The following is a 17,358-nucleotide window of genomic DNA, read 5'->3' on the forward strand; positions in this document are numbered from 1 at the left end:
CGGAAAAGACACACTTTTCTTTACTTAACCCCTAATCGCAGCAATAAAAAATAAAAATAACGCGACCTGCTCGCTGTCCATTCCACGGGGACGGCGCACAGGTCGCGTCATTTTTTCGAGTGCAATTGGAGGTTGCTATGACTGCAGTGGAAGAAGCTCGGATAATCAAGGGAACCGGTCTCCACCTGATGCTCATACTAACTACCACCAGCACTAATGGGAATAAGAAAACGAGAATGTTTCGTTAATCACCCCCATGATGACCATCCAAAACGCCTACCCTATCGACCCCAAAGCCCCAGGGTCCCGCCTGTCAGATATGACAAAAATAGCCATTCACCTGGCTTTGTAGGTTAGCATTACCTAACATTGCCGACTGTCGAGGATAGTCTGGATTCAATAGCAACCTCCAACCGCAACGGGGGTAGTTTTCCGGGAAGGTTGGGCACAATATCCGTCGTCAAGCGATTTCACGTCATCAATCGGGAAAAAACTTTTAAAAAAACAAGTGTCTCTCATCACACTCATGCATAATGGGGTACAACAGTCATAGTCACTATGACGATGAACCGAGGCCATCGCGTTTATCTGCAGCGTTTATCTGCGACGTACGAAAAGGCCTTAAGACAAAAATTCCACGACAATACTTCTAGGAGCATGTCATGAAGGACTTTCTGCCCCGTACTCACTTCGAAGAAGAGCACAACATGTTCCGCGACATGGTTCGCGGCTTCGTCGAGAAGGAAATCACCCCGAACGTAGAGCGCTGGCACAAGGAAGGTCAGCCGGACCGCGAGATTTTCAAGAAGGCCGGCGAGCTGGGCCTGATTGGTATGTCCACTCCGGAGGCATACGGCGGCGGCGGAGAGATGGACTTCCGCTACAACCAGGTCCTGAACGAGGAGCTCTCCAACGCTGACTGTGGCTCCATCGTCGTTTCCTTCGGCGTTCTCAACGACCTGGTCGCTCCGTACCTGGCCAAGTTCGGTAACGAAGAGCAGAAGCAGAAGTACCTGGCTTCCATGAACGCCGGCGACACCATCGGCTGCCTCGCTATGACCGAGCCGGGCGCCGGTTCTGACCTGGCAGGTATGCGCACCTTCGCCAAGAAGGACGGCGACCACTACGTCCTCAACGGCACCAAGATCTTCATCTCCAACGGCATGATGGCCGACTTCGCTCTCGTCGCAGCTATCACCGACCCATCCAAGGGCCGCGCTGGCGTCTCCATGTTCATCGTCGACGCTGATCTCGAGGGCTTCACCAAGGCTGGCCCGCTGCAGAAGGTCGGCCTGAAGGCTCAGGACACCGCTGAGCTCAACTTCGACAACGTCCGCGTTCCGGCCGAGAACCTGCTCGGCGAAGAGGGCGCTGCCTTCGGCTACCTGCGCACCAACCTCGCTCACGAGCGCCTGACCCTGGCTTGCGGCTCTGTCGCAACTTCCCGCCGCGCCTGGACCCTGGCTTACAAGTACGCTCAGGAGCGCGAGGCATTCGGTCGCCCGATTATCCAGCACCAGGTCCACGGCCACTACCTGGCTGACATCGCCACCCGCGTCACCGCCCTGCAGGCTTTCGTTGACCAGGCCGTTATGGCCCACAACGCTGGCCAGCTGGACGAGACCGGTGCTTCCATGGCCAAGTACTGGACCACCGAGGAGCAGCAGGACATCGTTACCCGCTGCCTGCAGATGTTCGGCGGCTACGGCTTCATGCTCGAGTACCCAATCTCCACTCACTACCTCGACTCCAAGGTCCAGACCATTTACGGTGGCACCAACGAGATCATGAAGGAGATCATCTTCCGTCGTATCGCCAAGGGCGGCGCAGAGTAAACAGCGCACGTCGGTCTAGCCGATTCGCCCCAAACCCCGTCAGGTCTTCCTGGCGGGGTTTTTGCATACCTCAAAGTAGGTGGCTGGCGATTATTTACGAGGCTGGATTAGAGCTCCCTTCCCCTGTGCCATACCCCTCACCAAAAACATTACCCCCTACAAAACCGAAACTATACAATGAGATGCCCATCTCATATACTAAGATTCTGTTAGGTAATGGTGATGCACTTCACCAAATTCCCTCCTAGGCCGCGCGAGCGCGTGACCGGAGATGAAGGATTGGAGTTCCAGAGGTATGAGCACAACCAACTCGACCGCTACCCCTCAGCGAAGGGAGGTGTTTTCCACCCGAGCAGCCTTCATTTTCGCCGCTATCGGCTCGGCAGTCGGGCTTGGAAACATCTGGCGTTTCCCCTATGTCGCGTATGACTCCGGCGGTGGCGCTTTCCTTATCCCCTACCTGGTCGCACTTCTGACCGCGGGTATCCCACTGCTCTTCCTCGACTTCGCCATCGGCCACCGCTTCCGAGGGTCCGCACCGAAGTCGATGCGTCGCATCAAGCCCTGGGCTGAGCCAATCGGCTGGATCCAGGTCGGTATCGCCTTCTTCATTACCGTCTACTACGCCGTTATTATCGCGTGGTCCTTCATCTACGCCTGGAAGTCCATCCGCAAGAGCTGGGGCCCAGATGCCGAGACCCACTTCATGAAGGACTTCCTCCAAGTAGACACCGAGAGCGTCTTCTCTCTGGACTTCGTCCCCTCGATTTCCATCGTCCTGCTCATTGTCTGGGTACTCGTCATCGGCATTCTGGCCGCTGGTGTGGACAAGGGCATCGGTAAGGTCTCGATTATCTTCATCCCACTGTTGACCATCCTCTTCGTCGCAGTGGTCATCTACTCCCTGACGCTCGACGGCGCCGCAAAGGGCCTGGACGCATTCTTCACCCCAGACTGGTCCGCACTCACTGACTCCAGCGTATGGATTGCCGCCTACGGCCAAATCTTCTTCTCCCTGTCCGTGGCCTTCGGCATTATGCTGACCTACGCCTCCTACCTGAAGCCACACACGAACCTCACCGGTTCCGGCCTGGTCACCGCGTTCGCAAACTCCTCCTTCGAGGTTCTCGCCGGTATCGGCGTCTTCGCCACCCTGGGCTTCATGGCAGCGCAGTCGGGTCAGGCCGTTGACGAGGTCGCAACCTCCGGTATTGGTCTTGCCTTCATCGCCTTCCCGACGGTCATCTCTGAGATGCCAAAGCTCATCGGCTCCGTCTTCGGCCTGTTGTTCTTCCTCTCCCTGGCAATCGCCGGTGTGACCTCCCTGATGTCGCTGCTCGAGGTCGTCGTCTCCGCAGTCAAGGACAAGCTGAACCTCGGCCGCGTCCAGGCCACCCTCACCGTCGGTGGCGCCATGGCCGTCATCTCGCTGCTGGCCTTCCCGACCACCTCAGGTCTGGTAACCCTCGACATCGTCGATAAGTTCACCAACAACGTCGGTATCGTCCTGGTTGCACTGATGACCATCATCGCAATCGACTGGATCCTGCGCCGCACCAACGAGTTCGCCATGCACCTCAACGCCGTCTCTTCGTTCAAGGTCGGCACCATGTGGCAGATCTTCGTCGGAAACATCACGCCGGTCATTCTCGCCGTCATCCTGTTCCAGGAGCTCATTGGACTTTTCCAGGAAAACTACGAAGGCTACTCCGACACCCAAATCGACATCTTTGGCTGGGGTGTCATCGGCGTGATTCTCATCGGCGCTCTGATTATGGCCATCCTGCCTTGGCGCGGCCAACACCGTCTCGATGGCCCTCCGGGCTCGGACTTCGGTGTGACGCCAGATTTCAAGCGGTCCTCACACCTGCCACGCAAGCACACTCCGGAAACCGAGGAGGTTTAAGCCAAATGTCCGGTATCGCAATTGTCATGATGGCACTGTTCATCATCGTCATCTGGGGCGGTCTGGCGGTCTCGCTGGTCAGCCTATCCAAGCACCCTGACGAGGTTTCCGGTGAGCTGGGAGATCACCCAGAACTCACCAGTGAAGTACTAGGAGCACAGGAAGAGCAGTAGTTCTTCACTACTACCTCTCCCCTGCCACTCCAGGTATCTGCCTTACTCACCTACGAAATGCGGTGGTCGCTTCTCCAAGAACGCGGCCACCGCTTCCTTATGGTCGGCCGAGACCGCCAAACGAGCCTGCGCGTCCGCCTCCGCCGCAGCGGCAGACAAGGTATCCCGGCGCAGCAGAGCCTTAATCTCCTTCAGCGCGGCCGTCGGCCCCGCCGCAAACTGGGCAGCCAACTCACGTGCCCGAGTCGCTGGATTATCCACCACTTCAGTGACCAGGCCGAGGCTCAGGGCTTCGTCGGCAAGCACCTTCTTATCGAAGAACAACAGCTCACGCGCCTTCGCGTCACTGACCATGCGCGGCAGCAGCGCCGACATGCCACAGTCCGTGGCCAGGCCAATCGACGGGAACGCCGCCTTGAACGACGCCTTCGGGCCCGCGATACGGAAATCACAGTGCAGCGCCAACGACCAGCCGGCACCCGCCGCAGCACCTTCGATAGCTGCAATAACCGGAACGTTAATCGCGGTCAGCTCCGCGACCATCGGGTTGTACTCCTCGACAACCTTGCCCATGCCGGCGCCGGACTGCAGGTCAGAAATGTGCTCCTTCAAATCCTGGCCCGTACAAAACGCCTTCGGCCCGCCGAGCAGGATAACAGCGCGCACATCCGGCTCCTGCGCACGCTCAAAAGCGGCTTTCAGCTCCAAGCGGAGATTCTTATCCAGGGAGTTATAGGCATCCGGGCGGTCGATGGTGTTGGCTAGAATGCCGTCGGAAAAGTCTTGAGTAACGTTGCTCATAACCTCGCAGGTTATCGCAATCTCCCCCGCCTCGGACGCACTTTTGCACCAAATCACTCGCCGCGAGTAACAAGGGACACATGACACTTCCACGCCCCGCCACGCCTGACGACGTCCACGAGATCGTCGACCTCATCAAAGACCTGGCGGCCTACGAAAAAGAACCCGATGCCGTCCGACTGACCCCCGAGCGCCTGCGCGAACAGCTCTTCGGGGACAACCCTGCGATTTTCTGCCACGTCGTCGACTCCACATCCGGAAATTTGGACGACGGCGCCGGTGGCGGTGATGGCGGTGTTGGAGGCAGCCCGCGCCTCGACGGCATTGCCCTGTGGTTCCTCAACTACTCCACCTGGGAAGGCACCCACGGCATCTACCTCGAAGACCTCTACGTCCGCCCCGAGGCACGCGGCACGGGCAAGGGCAAAGCACTGCTGCAGAACCTCGCGCGAATTGCCGTGGAGCGAGGCTACTCACGTGTCGAGTGGTGCGTCCTGAAGTGGAATCAACCCTCCATCGATTTCTACCGCTCCCTCGGCGCCTTCCCCATGGACGAATGGGACACCTTCCGCCTCACCGGACAGCCGCTCGCTGACTTCGGGGCGTAACAGACGGCAGCGCGTGGTGCGGCGGTACGGCGGTGCAGCTGCGGTGCGTTTGCGCGGTGAAAAGTCCGGATGTGGATAACTGCTAAACCGGCTGACTTATCCACAGCCTGCCCTCGTAGGCGTTGTCCCCCTACATCCGGACTTTTACCTTCAAAGGCATGACAGTTCTTGGGACGCTCGCCGCACTGGCCTCGCGCGGAATGGACACGCTAGCGGAACTCCACGCCGCGCGTCCCGACGGCCACGACGCCACCTCCCACTTGGCGGCAACCCTCGGCCTTGACCCGGCGCGCCTCCGGCTTTTGCTACGCGTCGCCGCCCACTATCTCCAACCCGCTGACACCGAGGAAAACACCAAAGCCCGCGAAGACGCCACCGCCCTTGCGCGCCAGCTCGGCCTCAGCCTGGACACCTGCGTGCTTATCGACAAGCGCAGCCGCCAAGCCAACAACGCCGAACTCCACGACAACCTCCGCCTCACATTCGTCGCTGCCGCCGAACGCCTCGGCTTCGAAGAACTCGATCTCTACATGCGGGAAACTCTCACCGAGCTCAACACCGAAGACGAGCCACCCCAGCACCTACGCGCCCGATTGTCCCGGAAGGTAGACATCCGGGGAATGAAGCACTTCCATATCTCCGGCCCCTCGGATATGCTCGACAATCTCCTGTCGCCGCTTACCATCCGTGCCGCAGAAATCCGGAAGTCCCATCCGGGGTTTTCCCACGACCGCTGCGTCGGCCAAGCGCTTGCCGAGCGCCTCGAGCATGCCGATGCCGCAACGCCCGTCGACAAGCTCGATGAAATGCGCTACCAACCCGCCATCATCATCACCGCACAAGACCTCATCGACTACAGCCCGCGATTCGCCGCCACCACCAACGGCTCCGCGCTCGCCCCCGACGTCTTCCTTAACGCCCTACTCGCCGACACCGGGTGGGCCGTGCTTTACGACGAGCACAGCGCCATTACGGACTTATTTCCCATCGGCAACCCCCGCCTGGCGACTGAAGAGCAGCGCATCGCGATGCTCATCGACAACCCCATCTGCGCCTGGCCCGGCTGTGAACGCCCCGCCTATAGCGGACAAGCGCACCACCTAGTCGCCCACAAACACGGCGGCACAACCACGCTGGACAACCTCACCATGGTCTGCCGCGAACACAACGGGCTTAACGACGACGACCGGGAAGGACGCAACGGCCACCTCGAACGCATCCCCACATCCGGACATATTCGATGGCGCCCGCCGGATAAAACTCGGCCGCCGCTGTTTAGCAACTCATTTGTGACATCAATGTCCGGGAGGTCCTACGCCGGATACCGGGCAGGCACGACGAAACAGCTCGGGCCGGAGCCACCACCTCCGGACTAAAACCCGGATGTACGGGAAAACCCGTCCTAGCGCACTGCTAGAACGGGTACTTGCGCTGCAAAAACGCAGAATTAGATGAGGTTCCAGTCCTCGATGCCGTCGTAAAGCGGGAATTCCTGAGCAATCTTCGAAACACGAGCACGCAGGGAGTCAACATCCGCATTCTTGCCGGCGGCGAGAGCAGTACCGATGACATCGGCGACCTCGGTGAAGGCCTTCTCGTCGAGACCACGGGTGGCCAGCGCCGGAGTACCGATACGAAGTCCGGATGTAACCATCGGAGGACGCGGGTCAAACGGAACAGCATTGCGGTTGACGGTAATGCCAACAGCGTGGAGCAGATCCTCGGCCTCCTGGCCGTTCATCTCAGAATTGCGCAGATCCGCCAGAACCAGGTGGACATCGGTGCCGCCAGTGAGAACATCGACGCCAGCCTCGGCGCAGTCGGCAGCGGTGAGACGCTCAGCCAGAATGCGGGCACCAGCCAGAGTGCGCTCCTGGCGCTCCTTGAACTCCTCGGTACCAGCAATCTTCAGCGCCACGGCCTTGCCGGCGATGGCGTGCATCAGCGGACCACCCTGCTGCCCCGGGAAAACAGCCGAGTTCAGCTTCTTGGCGTACTCCTGCTTAGCCAAAATCATGCCCGAACGAGGACCACCGAGGGTCTTGTGAACGGTAGTCGACACAACGTCAGAATGCGGAACCGGCGACGGGTGCAGACCGGCGGCAACCAGGCCTGCGAAGTGCGCCATGTCCGTCCACAGCTTCGCACCGACCTCATCGGCGATGGAACGGAAAGCTTCGAAGTCGAGGTGACGCGGGTACGCCGACCAACCTGCGATGAGAACATCCGGCTTTTCTGCGAGCGCCTGCTCACGCACCTTGTCCATATCGATCCGCATGGTGTCCTTGTCCACACCGTATGCGGCGACGTGGTAGAGCTTGCCGGAGAAGTTAAGCTTCATGCCGTGGGTCAGGTGACCGCCGTGTGCCAGGTCGAGGCCCATAATCTTGTCACCGGCGTTGATCAGCGCATGCAGAACGGCAGCGTTTGCCTGCGCACCTGCGTGTGGCTGAACGTTGGCGAACTCAGCGCCGAAGAGCTCCTTGGCGCGGTTGCGTGCCATGTCCTCGACGACGTCGACGTATTCGCAGCCGCCGTAGTAACGACGGCCCGGGTAGCCTTCGGCGTACTTGTTGGTCAGAACCGAGCCCTGAGCTTGCAGCACTGCACGTGGAACAAAGTTCTCACTAGCAATCATTTCGAGCATGTCACGCTGACGAGAGAGCTCCCCTGCCATTGCCTCTGCGAGGTCGGGATCGAGTTCACGCAGCGATTGGTAGCGGACATCGTTATTGTTAGACCCGGTCATGAGTAGGTTTTCGACCTTTCAATGAAACTTCAATGCCACAGGCCATGCTAGCCCTTTATGGGGCAAACCACGAAAGCAGCACCATTCAGGTATGCCCCCTTTATTGACTCGTTTTCCGGTTTTCGGCACCCCCTTGGCACAATTGGAAGTATGACGCGCGCAACATCCCCCAGCCCGTACGTCGAGTTCAAACGCGAGCAGTGGCGCGAAATGCGCAAGAATATGCCTCTGGTGCTGACGGAAGAGGAAGCTGAACGACTTTCCGGTATCGGTGAAAACATCGACCTGGACGAAGTCGCCGAGGTCTATCTTCCGCTTTCTCGTCTGATTCACATGCGTGTGGCGGCGCATCGGGAGCTGAACGCCGTAACGTCGAACTTTCTTGGGGAAAATCCTTCGAAGGGGGCGTCGGTGCCGTTTATTATCGGCGTCGCGGGTTCGGTGGCGGTCGGCAAGTCAACGACGGCGCGTTTGCTGCAGGTCCTGCTCGAGCGCTGGGAGACTAATCCGCGGGTGGACTTGGTTACTACTGATGGCTTCCTCTATCCTTCTGAGGAATTGAATCGCCGTGGGATTATGCAGCGCAAGGGGTATCCGGAGTCGTATGATCAGCGTGCGTTGATGCGGTTTGTCACGGCGGTGAAGTCGGGGGCGCGGCATGTGAAGGCGCCGGTGTATTCGCACACGCTCTATGACCGGGTGCCGGATGAGTTCGTCGATGTCGATCGTCCGGACATTCTCATTCTCGAGGGGCTCAACGTTTTGCAGACGGGCCCGACGCTGATGATTTCCGATCTTTTCGATTTCAGTGTCTACGTCGATGCCCCGCGCGCGGACATCGAACGCTGGTACATTAATCGTTTCCTCAGTCTCCGCCAGACGGCGTTTCGCGCTCCGGGCGCGCACTTCGCGGATTACGCCACGCTTGACGACGAAGCTGCGGCCGAGGTGGCCCGACGCATTTGGCAGCAGGTGAACTTGCCGAACCTGACGGAAAATATTTTGCCCACTCGAGTGCGGGCGTCATTAGTTCTTACGAAGTCTCGGGACCACAAGGTTTCGAGGGTCCGGATGCGCAAACTCTAACATCCGGAAATTTTTCCGGATGTAGGGAGGTTATTTGCCGAAGCGGCGTGAGCGCTGCGAAAAGTCTCGAAGTGCGCGGAGGAAGTCGATGCGGCGGAATTCGGGCCAGTAGGTATCGGTGAACCAAATCTCGGAGTAGGCGGTTTGCCAGAGAAGGAAGCCGCTGAGCCGCTGTTCTCCGGAAGTGCGGATGACTAGATCGGGGTCCGGTTGTCCGGATGTATAGAGGCGGCGAGAAATGGCGTCGGTGGTGATGCTCTCCTCGAGCTCGGAAGCATCAATTCCTTCGGCGACTGATTCCCGGATGATTCTGCGTACTGCGTCGACGATTTCCTGCCGACCACCGTAGCCAACGGCGATGTTGACCTGGATGCCGGTGTTGTTCGCAGTGACTTCTTCGTCGTGGCGTAGCCGGGCGGTCATTCTTTCCGGAAGGAGCTCGAGGTGGCCGACCATGCGCAGGCGCACGTCGTTAGGCGATTGCGCCAATTCGTCGACGACGTCGGCGATGATGTCGAACAGTAACTCCAGCTCTTCGGGGTCGCGCCCGAGGTTTTCGGTGGAGAGCAGGTAGATGGTGACCAGCTCGATTTCCTGCTCGGCGCACCAGCCGACGAATTCTGCGATTTTGCGGGAGCCGACGCGGTGGCCGTGGCTGACGTCGGTGAATCCAGCCTCCCTCGCCCAGCGGCGGTTGCCATCGGCCATGATGGCAACGTGCTTGGGGCGAGGTTTTCCTTCTAGCTCTTGGGCTAGTTTGCGCTCGTAGAGCGGATAGGCGATCCGCCGGAGTGAGGACGGCTGGTTTTCTTTCACATATGTAACCCTACCCAATGGGCACGGCCACTTTGTGCTTAGTCGCGTGCCTGCCGACGCTTCCGGACTTCTGCCGCAAGCGTACGCAGCAGCCGGTCGGTGGTTTCCCAATCCATGCACGCATCGGTGACGGACTTGCCGTATACGAGGCCCTTACGACCATCGGTAATTTTTTGCGCGCCGGCTTCGAGGAAGGACTCCATCATGATGCCGGTGATGCGCTCGTCGCCGCCCCCGATGAGCTTGCCGAGCTCCTCAACGACCTCGGCCTGGCGCACCTCGGATTTTCCGGAATTGGCGTGGGAGGCATCCACCATGATGCTGACGGTTTGCTCGGCCTTGTTCAGGCGCGCTTCGGCGTCGTTAAGCGATTCTTCGTCCCAGTTCGGGCCGGAGGTGCCACCGCGGAGGATGATGTGGCAGTTGTGGTTGCCGGCGGTTTCGACAACGGCGGCGCGGCCTTGGTCGTTCATGCCGAAGAAGAAGTGCGGGTTTGCTGCGGAGACCAGCGAGTCCACGGCGACCTGGACGTTGCCGTCGGTGCCGTTCTTGAAGCCGATGGGCACGGAAAGTCCGGAAGCGAGCTGACGATGGACCTGCGACTCCGTGGTGCGCGCACCAATTGCACCCCAGGAGACGGCGTCGGAAATGTACTGCGGGCTGTTGGGCTCGAGGAATTCGGCGCCGGCGGGCAGGCCGGTGCGCAGGACCTCGATGAGTACCTCGCGGGCCATGTGCAGGCCCTTGTTGATTTTGAAGGAGCTATCCAGGTCGGGGTCGTTGATGAGTCCCTTCCAGCCGACGGTGGTGCGCGGCTTTTCGAAGTAGACGCGCATGACGACCAGCAGGTCCTCGTCGAGCTCATCGGCGGTGGCCTTCAGGCGGCGGGCGTAGTCGATGGCGGCCTCGGGGTCGTGAATGGAGCACGGGCCGACAACGACCAGCAGACGATCGTCTTCACGGGCGATGACGCGGGCGACGTCGAGTCGCGACTGCTCTACCTCGTTAACCAGGTTTGGGGTCAGTGGCTGTTTGGCCATGACCTCTTCTGGGGAGGGCAGGTCGTGGAAGGCTACGACGCGGCGGTTCGCGGTCGAGGCGGGGGCTTCGAGGGAAGTTGGAGGGGTCATCTGAGGTCTCTTTTCTCTGGGTGATTAGTTGCGCATTTTGGCTGTAGATACGACAAAAGGCAGCGCCCCGATTGGTTGGGGCTGCTGCCTTTGGCTCCGGTTGGTGGCGACGTGACGATTAGCCGCCGGCTGTGACTATGTCGTCACTGCCTCCGGAGCCTTCGAAAAATAAAATCGCCACATACGCATGTGCTTGACTGTAGCACACTGCCTAGAATCCCGCAATTCGAACTCCAAATCCCGCCACACGGGAAACAATCAGGGGTGCGCGCAACTGCCCGTCGTCAAGCGACGCGCACACACCTTGACGCTGACTACTCCGCTTCACGACGCTGCTCTGCTGCAGCCATCGCCTTATCCACAGCCTCGGAATCGAAGGGATCCATGTCGTGCGCCTCGGCGAACTTCCGGCGAGCGGCCATGCGCTTCGCGCGCCGCGAGAGATCCCAGCCGAGAGCCAGGATGACGATGAGCAAAACGACAATGATGAGCAGGCCAACAGGAGAGGCCTTTCCGAAGTCAGCACCCCGCGGACCAGTGGGGTTCTGCGCCAGGAAAATTGTCGTGCGAGCCGCCAAGGCATCGAAGCTTTCAATCATGAGTTCCAGCTTAGCGTTAATTCCGGACTATTCCGCGTCGGGGTCGATACCGGCGAAGAGATCGGTCTCTGGCAGCTCGGTCTGCACTCGAGTGCGGGCAAGCTCAAACTCTTCGGTCGGCCAAACGCGCTGCTGAATGTCTACCGGCACGGCGAAGAATGGCCCGTTCGGATCGATCTGCGTAGCGTGCGCCAGCAGCGCCTGATCCCGCTGCTGGAAGTAATCGCCGCACTCAACCTGCGTGGTCACGCGGGTCATGATGTCGCCGGGAGTCTTAGTCCAACGGCGGAAGGACTCGGCCAGCGGGCTTTCCAAACCGTTGTCGCGGTAGTAGTTGTCCAGCGCGATGAGACGCGCCTTGATGAAACCGTGAGTGTAGTAGAGCTTGGAAATTTCCCATGGTTCACCGAGCTCGGGGTACTTATCCGTTCCAGACTCCAGCCAAGCGCGCATGGACACGATATGGGTCATGATGTGGTCCGGGTGCGGGTAGCCACCGTTTTCGTCGTAAGTAATGACGACGTGCGGACGAAACTCGCGGATTGCCCGAATGAGAGGCTTGGTCGCATCCTCGACCGATTGGCGAGCAAACACACCGTGCGACAGCACCGGCACCGGGTTGCCCGCAGGCAGACCGGAGTCGGTAAAGCCGAGCCACTCATGTTCAACGCCGAGAGTCTCAGCGGCTGCAGCCATTTCGTGAACGCGCACTGCGGCGATATTCTCCCGCACCTCCGGCCGATCCATCGCAGGGTTGAGAATGCTACCGGCCTCACCGCCGGTGCAGGTCACCACTTTGACGCGATGCCCTTCCGCCGCATATCGGGCCATCGTTGCGGCGCCCTTGCTCGATTCGTCATCAGGATGAGCGTGAATTGCCATCAGACGAAGTGTCAATTGAAGTCACTCCCGCTACTATCTCAGTCCATGTTTTCTGGCCAAGGCCGGAGCCCTTCGACCGCAACGATGCTACTCCAGCACCGTTTCAATACCGCCCCACTATAGCGCTGCACCATCATATGACCACGCAGCATCGCTACTCGGCGGAACGACATAGCAGCAGGACACCGCGCCACACCAGAAAGATTGTTTAACTGTCAACATTTTACCACGTCGACTGAGAACTCCGATAGGCTAAAAAGCATGGCTGAAAGTTCGGAGCGAAACACCCGAAATACCGCAGCGCCTAACGAGCAGCGCGAGCGCTATGGGGACAACAGTCGCACTCTCCCCGCAAAATTGGTTGTCATCGCTATTGTTGGCATGCTCGTCATCGCCGGCGCATACATCTTCGTTCAGATGAACCGCGTCTCCGCCCCGGATGTCTCTGCAACGCAAGCGGGCTGGAGCCGCACTCCAGGCAAGGAAGATGAGCAGTTCATCTTCACGCTGGACGTCACCCGCGAAAAGCCGGAGCTGGATAGCTACTGCATTATCTATGCGCTGAACTATGACGTGGCAGAGGTCGGGCGTCGCGACGTATTCATCCCGGGCGGCGGCCCCGCTACCGTGCGGATGGACGTCCCCATTGCCACCCGCGAGCTGGCCGTCGCAGGCGATGTCTATGGCTGCTCCACCGACATTCCGAAGTTCCTCGCACCTGCGAAGTAATCTCCCTTCGCGACTGAGGATCATGCGCTGCGGGGGCACGTCGTAAAGCGTGCGCAACAACACTCCGACGCGCCTGTTATTGCCATGTGGCGTGACAGTGCTATCCTGTGACGCAGCCGACGGCCCCACGCGGGGCCGCTTTTGTATTAAATAGCCAAAAACACAGGAGGAACCATGACTGAGGCAAAGAACAATAGCCCATGGCTCACCCAGGAGTCCTACGACAAGCTCAAGGCCGAGCTTGAGGCGCTATATGAAAACCGCCCGGTCATCGCCGCCGAGATTAACGAGCGTCGCGAAGAGGGCGACTTGAAGGAAAACGCCGGCTACGATGCCGCCCGCGAGCAGCAGGGACAGGAAGAGGCACGCATCCGCTACCTCGAAGACCTGCTGCAGCGCGCCACCGTCGGCGAGATTCCACAGGAGTCCGGTGTGGCTCTGGTCGGCACCGTGGTCCACGTCTACTACGACGGCGACGAAGACGACACCGAGACCTTCCTCATCGGTACCCGTGGCGCTGACTCCTCCAACCCGAACCTGGAGACCTACTCCACCGATTCCCCGCTGGGCAAGGCTCTGGTCGGCGCTAAGGAGGGCGAGACCCGCACTTACGCTTCCCCGAGCGGCGACGAAGTGTCTGTCACTGTGGTCAAGGCTGAGCCGTACGACCCGGAGATGGACGCCTAAGCGCTCCCGGCGTTAGACCGCCTCAACCCAGGCGGCAACTTCGGGCCACAGTGCCCGATTCTTGGACCGATAGAAGCCCATATGGCCTATCGGTCCATTTTTTGTGCCCTCTCCCGCTTCGATATCGCGCTTTACGACGTCACACTGCACAGCCCTATCGGTCAATACGTCGACTGCCAACAACAAAGCGCCGGCCAACCCGTAATAACGGGCTACCCGGCGCTTGTGCGTTAGTTAGTTTTCTAGCGTTTAGTCCCTGAAGTAGGACAGCAGACGCAGAATCTCGGTGTAGAGCCAGACCAGGGTCACAGCCAGACCGAGGGCGACACCCCAGGCGTACTGAGCCGGAGCGCCAGCGCGAACCAGGCGATCAGCCTGATCGAAGTCAATCAGGAAGCTGAAGGCTGCCAGGCCGATGCAGACCAGAGAGAAGATGATCGACAGCATGCCGCCGTCACGCAGCGGGAAGCCCAGGCCGAACAGGGAGAGCACCAGGTTGCCCAGCATGAGGACCAGGACACCAATCAGAGCCGCACTCATAAAACGGGTGAACTTCGGGGTCACGCGGATAGCGCCCGACTTGTAGACGAAGAGCATACCGATGAAGACACCCAGGGTAGCCAGCACGGCCTGCATAATCAGCGCACCAGCGGCAACGCCCTGAATTGGAGCAGTGAACATGAAGCTGATGCCACCGACGAAGAGGCCCTCGAAGGCCGCGTAGGTGAGGGTAACCGGCGCGGAGCCGTACTTCTTGCCGAAGGTGGAAACCAAAACAGTAATCAGACCACCGATGGCGCCGACAATGGTCAGAATCATGGCCAGGCTGGTGGAGACACTGACGGCAATGAAGAAATTGACCGCAGCCAAAACGATGATGGTTGCCAGCGTGATGCCGGTCTTGGAAACGACATCGTCGACCGTCATCGGACGGTAGTCGGCGGCAACCTGCGACTGGTACGGGTTATCCCCGTAGCCAGCGCCCATCTGACCTTGGCCGTAGTGATGTGCGCCCGCCTGTCCGCGGGCGACGGTCTTAGTAAGTGAACTGAATGCAGGATTGCTGCTTTCGCGCACGTCGTCCTTCTTTCTTTTCTCAGTTTTTCTTACGTTTTGTATTCAGGCACACGCGCTTACGTTTGCCTACACTTTCTACAACGGGCGATGTAAAGGTATTGTTCCCAACCCTGAAAAACAGTTAGTATCAAGGTAATTCCTCGCCTGCTGGCGGTGATTTTGTAATCGCGGAAAAACTCACAGTCGCCAGGCGTGGGCACCACATGAGTGATTATGAAACAGGAGGTTGGTCAAGATGTCTGATGGCCTTGACTACGATCCGGATACCACTGGTGATTTCGACGAGACCACGCTCGATGGCTCAGAGGGACTCGATGGCGACTTCCTCACCGGTGATGGCGAGAATTATGTAATGGATCCGCCGGACCGCTGGCGGGGCGCTTCTCCGCATGACACTCTCGGCAAGCGGTTGGCCGAGGAAAAGCCGGACATCGACGTCGACGACGATCTGGATGATGACCCGGAGATGCGCTACGGCGATGTCGACGGCCACGAACCGTTCGAGTTCGGCAACGATGGCCCGCGCGACCCGGACCGCAACCGTCGGATGGGCTGGACTACTTACTAAAGTTTTCTAAGTTTTTGTAGTTTTGCCAAATTTACTATCTCGGGGCGCCGCGCAACAGTAGTATCTGTGCCATGACAGCATCTACTGCTACGACAAACCGAACTACCATCCGCAATCCGCTTAACGACGAGCTCGTTGCCCGCCTTCTTCAGCGCGTCACGGTAGCTGATAAGTCGAAGACCGCCACTATCTCGGCACCATTTACCGGCCAGGAGCTGGCGCAGATTCCTGTCGGTACCCAGGCCGATGTCGACGAGGCCTTCAAGCGTGCCCGTGCCGCGCAGAAGAAGTGGGCCCGCATGGCGCCGGAAAAGCGCGGCGAAGTGCTGCACCACTTCCACGACCTGCTCTTTACCCACTGCGACCAGGTGCTGGACCTGCTGCAGGCCGAGACCGGTAAAAACCGCGCCAGTGCCCACGAGGAGCTCGTACACACCGCTATCACCGCCCGCTACTACGGCAATCAGGGCCCGAAACTGCTTGAGCCGAAGCGAGCGCACGGCGCGGTCCCGGTACTTTCCAAGACCACCGTCTACCACCACCCAAAGGGCGTCGTCGGTGTTATTGCTCCGTGGAACTACCCGCTGACCCTCGCGGTTTCCGATGCGCTGGCTGCACTGATGGCCGGTAACGCCATCGTGCTCAAGCCGGACAGCACCACTCCGTTTACCGCTCTCTTCGCTGTCGATTTGCTCTACCTCGCTGGCCTTCCGGAGGATCTCTTCCAGGTCATTCCAGGACCCGGTCGCGTTGTCGGCCAGGGCATTGTCGGCCAGTGTGACTTCCTGATGTTCACCGGCTCCTCCGAGACCGGCCGCTCGCTGGCACAGCAGTGCGGCGAACGCCTGATCAGTTTCTCCGCGGAGCTCGGCGGCAAGAACCCGCTGATTGTCGCTGAAGATGCCAACATCAACCGCGCGGTCGAGGGCGCACGCATTGGCTGCTTCACCAACTCCGGTCACCTGTGTGTATCCATTGAGCGAATTTATGTCGTGGACTCCGTCTGGGACGAGTTCGTCCCGGCATTCACCGACCGCGTGAAGGCAATGTCCATCGGCGCTGGCTACGAGTGGGAAACCGAGATGGGCTGTCTGCAGTCGCAGGGCCAGTTCGACATCGTCAAGTCCATGGTCGACGAGGCCATCGAGGCCGGCGCCACCGTGCTGACCGGTGGTCGTCCTCGCCCGGATCTGGGACCGCTGTTCTACGAGCCGACCGTGCTTACCGACGTCCCGGAGGGCGTCGCCCTGCTGACCGAAGAGGTATTCGGACCGGTGGTAGTCCTCCAGCGCGTCTCGGATGTCCACGAGGCTATCGCCAAGTCCAACGATTCCCGTTATGGCCTCAACGCTTCGCTGTGGACCTCCCCGCGTCGCGCAAAGGAGCTGGCTCCACAGCTTGAGGCCGGTACCGTCAATGTCAACGATGGTTTTGCTGCGGCCTTCGCGTCTGTCGATGCCCCGATGGGTGGTTTCAAGGATTCGGGTGTGGGCCGTCGTCAAGCAGCGGGCGGCCTGCTGAAGTACACCGATGAGCAGACAGTGACCGTGCAGCGTCTTTCCCCGGTGTCGATGCCGCAGATGCCGCGTGAGCTGTACTCGAAGGTGTTCAACACGGCACTTGTCCTCGGCAAGAAGTTCAACGTCCTGCCGTAATCCGCATGTAGCGCGCACAAATAGCAAAAGGCCAGGTCAGAAAACTCTCTGACCTGG

17 protein-coding genes are annotated in these 17,358 nt (G+C 59.6%); 10 read left to right on the top strand and 7 right to left on the bottom strand.

Annotated features, from left to right (window positions below):
* Positions 1-662: 662 nt before the first annotated feature.
* The 3 genes from HMPREF2562_RS00755 (at position 663) to metS (ending at position 3,914) form a co-directional block, all read left to right on the top strand.
* On the top strand, positions 663-1,835 hold the full coding sequence (locus tag HMPREF2562_RS00755) for an acyl-CoA dehydrogenase family protein (RefSeq protein WP_005510658.1): 1,173 nt from the start codon (positions 663-665) through the stop codon (positions 1,833-1,835).
* A 295-nt stretch (positions 1,836-2,130) separates the two neighbouring features.
* Complete coding sequence (locus tag HMPREF2562_RS00760) at positions 2,131-3,741, top strand: sodium-dependent transporter (RefSeq protein WP_070549386.1); 1,611 nt, start codon at positions 2,131-2,133, stop codon at positions 3,739-3,741.
* A gap of 5 nt (positions 3,742-3,746) precedes the next feature.
* A complete protein-coding gene (gene metS, locus HMPREF2562_RS00765; protein WP_048733989.1) occupies positions 3,747-3,914 on the top strand; it encodes a methionine/alanine import NSS transporter subunit MetS in 168 nt (55 codons plus the stop codon).
* A gap of 42 nt (positions 3,915-3,956) precedes the next feature.
* On the opposite strand, the gene HMPREF2562_RS00770 is transcribed toward metS, so the two are convergent.
* The gene (locus HMPREF2562_RS00770; RefSeq protein ID WP_070549388.1) at positions 3,957-4,715 is read right to left on the bottom strand and encodes an enoyl-CoA hydratase-related protein; all 759 of its coding nucleotides are present in this window, start codon (positions 4,713-4,715) and stop codon (positions 3,957-3,959) included.
* A gap of 80 nt (positions 4,716-4,795) precedes the next feature.
* Here HMPREF2562_RS00770 and HMPREF2562_RS00775 point away from each other — a divergent pair, with 80 nt between their 5' ends.
* Together HMPREF2562_RS00775 and HMPREF2562_RS00780 are read left to right on the top strand one after the other, a co-directional pair.
* Entirely contained in the window at positions 4,796-5,323 is a 528-nt protein-coding gene (locus HMPREF2562_RS00775; protein WP_070549390.1) for a GNAT family N-acetyltransferase, read from the top strand.
* A 158-nt stretch (positions 5,324-5,481) separates the two neighbouring features.
* Entirely contained in the window at positions 5,482-6,699 is a 1,218-nt protein-coding gene (locus HMPREF2562_RS00780; protein WP_246819311.1) for an HNH endonuclease signature motif containing protein, read from the top strand.
* Positions 6,700-6,770: 71 nt separating this feature from the next.
* On the opposite strand, the gene glyA is transcribed toward HMPREF2562_RS00780, so the two are convergent.
* Positions 6,771-8,072, bottom strand: coding sequence for a serine hydroxymethyltransferase (gene glyA, locus HMPREF2562_RS00785; RefSeq protein WP_070546069.1), 1,302 nt, complete (start codon positions 8,070-8,072; stop codon positions 6,771-6,773).
* 150 nt (positions 8,073-8,222) lie between these two features.
* On the opposite strand from glyA, the gene coaA reads away from it, so the two are divergent.
* Positions 8,223-9,158, top strand: coding sequence for a type I pantothenate kinase (gene coaA / locus HMPREF2562_RS00790; protein ID WP_038626177.1), 936 nt, complete (start codon positions 8,223-8,225; stop codon positions 9,156-9,158).
* A 30-nt stretch (positions 9,159-9,188) separates the two neighbouring features.
* On the opposite strand, the gene HMPREF2562_RS00795 is transcribed toward coaA, so the two are convergent.
* The 4 genes from HMPREF2562_RS00795 to mca all read right to left on the bottom strand — a co-directional run bounded on the left by HMPREF2562_RS00795 (position 9,189) and on the right by mca (position 12,585).
* Positions 9,189-9,974 carry an isoprenyl transferase gene (locus tag HMPREF2562_RS00795; protein WP_038626180.1) on the bottom strand — a complete coding sequence of 262 codons (786 nt, stop codon included), beginning with the start codon at positions 9,972-9,974 and terminating at the stop codon, positions 9,189-9,191.
* Between the two features lie 38 nt (positions 9,975-10,012).
* Positions 10,013-11,104 carry a 3-deoxy-7-phosphoheptulonate synthase gene (locus tag HMPREF2562_RS00800; RefSeq protein ID WP_049172260.1) on the bottom strand — a complete coding sequence of 364 codons (1,092 nt, stop codon included), beginning with the start codon at positions 11,102-11,104 and terminating at the stop codon, positions 10,013-10,015.
* Between the two features lie 314 nt (positions 11,105-11,418).
* Entirely contained in the window at positions 11,419-11,703 is a 285-nt protein-coding gene (locus HMPREF2562_RS00805) for a hypothetical protein (protein WP_016423190.1), read from the bottom strand.
* A 27-nt stretch (positions 11,704-11,730) separates the two neighbouring features.
* Positions 11,731-12,585, bottom strand: coding sequence for a mycothiol conjugate amidase Mca (gene mca, locus HMPREF2562_RS00810; RefSeq protein WP_070546065.1), 855 nt, complete (start codon positions 12,583-12,585; stop codon positions 11,731-11,733).
* Between the two features lie 261 nt (positions 12,586-12,846).
* On the opposite strand from mca, the gene HMPREF2562_RS00815 reads away from it, so the two are divergent.
* Both HMPREF2562_RS00815 and greA read left to right on the top strand, forming a co-directional pair.
* On the top strand, positions 12,847-13,314 hold the full coding sequence (locus HMPREF2562_RS00815) for a DUF4307 domain-containing protein (protein ID WP_070429188.1): 468 nt from the start codon (positions 12,847-12,849) through the stop codon (positions 13,312-13,314).
* A gap of 174 nt (positions 13,315-13,488) precedes the next feature.
* The gene (gene greA, locus HMPREF2562_RS00820) at positions 13,489-14,001 is read left to right on the top strand and encodes a transcription elongation factor GreA (protein ID WP_048733968.1); all 513 of its coding nucleotides are present in this window, start codon (positions 13,489-13,491) and stop codon (positions 13,999-14,001) included.
* A 249-nt stretch (positions 14,002-14,250) separates the two neighbouring features.
* Here the strand turns inward: greA and HMPREF2562_RS00825 are convergent, their stop codons facing one another.
* Positions 14,251-15,078 carry a Bax inhibitor-1/YccA family protein gene (locus tag HMPREF2562_RS00825; protein ID WP_048733966.1) on the bottom strand — a complete coding sequence of 276 codons (828 nt, stop codon included), beginning with the start codon at positions 15,076-15,078 and terminating at the stop codon, positions 14,251-14,253.
* 235 nt (positions 15,079-15,313) lie between these two features.
* Between HMPREF2562_RS00825 and HMPREF2562_RS00830 the strand changes: the two genes are divergently transcribed.
* Entirely contained in the window at positions 15,314-15,646 is a 333-nt protein-coding gene (locus tag HMPREF2562_RS00830) for a hypothetical protein (RefSeq protein WP_048733964.1), read from the top strand.
* Between the two features lie 71 nt (positions 15,647-15,717).
* Positions 15,718-17,301 (top strand): succinic semialdehyde dehydrogenase, encoded by a 1,584-nt coding sequence (locus HMPREF2562_RS00835; protein ID WP_070549392.1) that lies wholly within the window; start codon positions 15,718-15,720, stop codon positions 17,299-17,301.
* Positions 17,302-17,358: the final 57 nt, after the last annotated feature.

Source organism: Corynebacterium sp. HMSC077G07 (assembly GCF_001809225.1).
GTDB lineage: Bacteria > Actinomycetota > Actinomycetes > Mycobacteriales > Mycobacteriaceae > Corynebacterium > Corynebacterium jeikeium_D.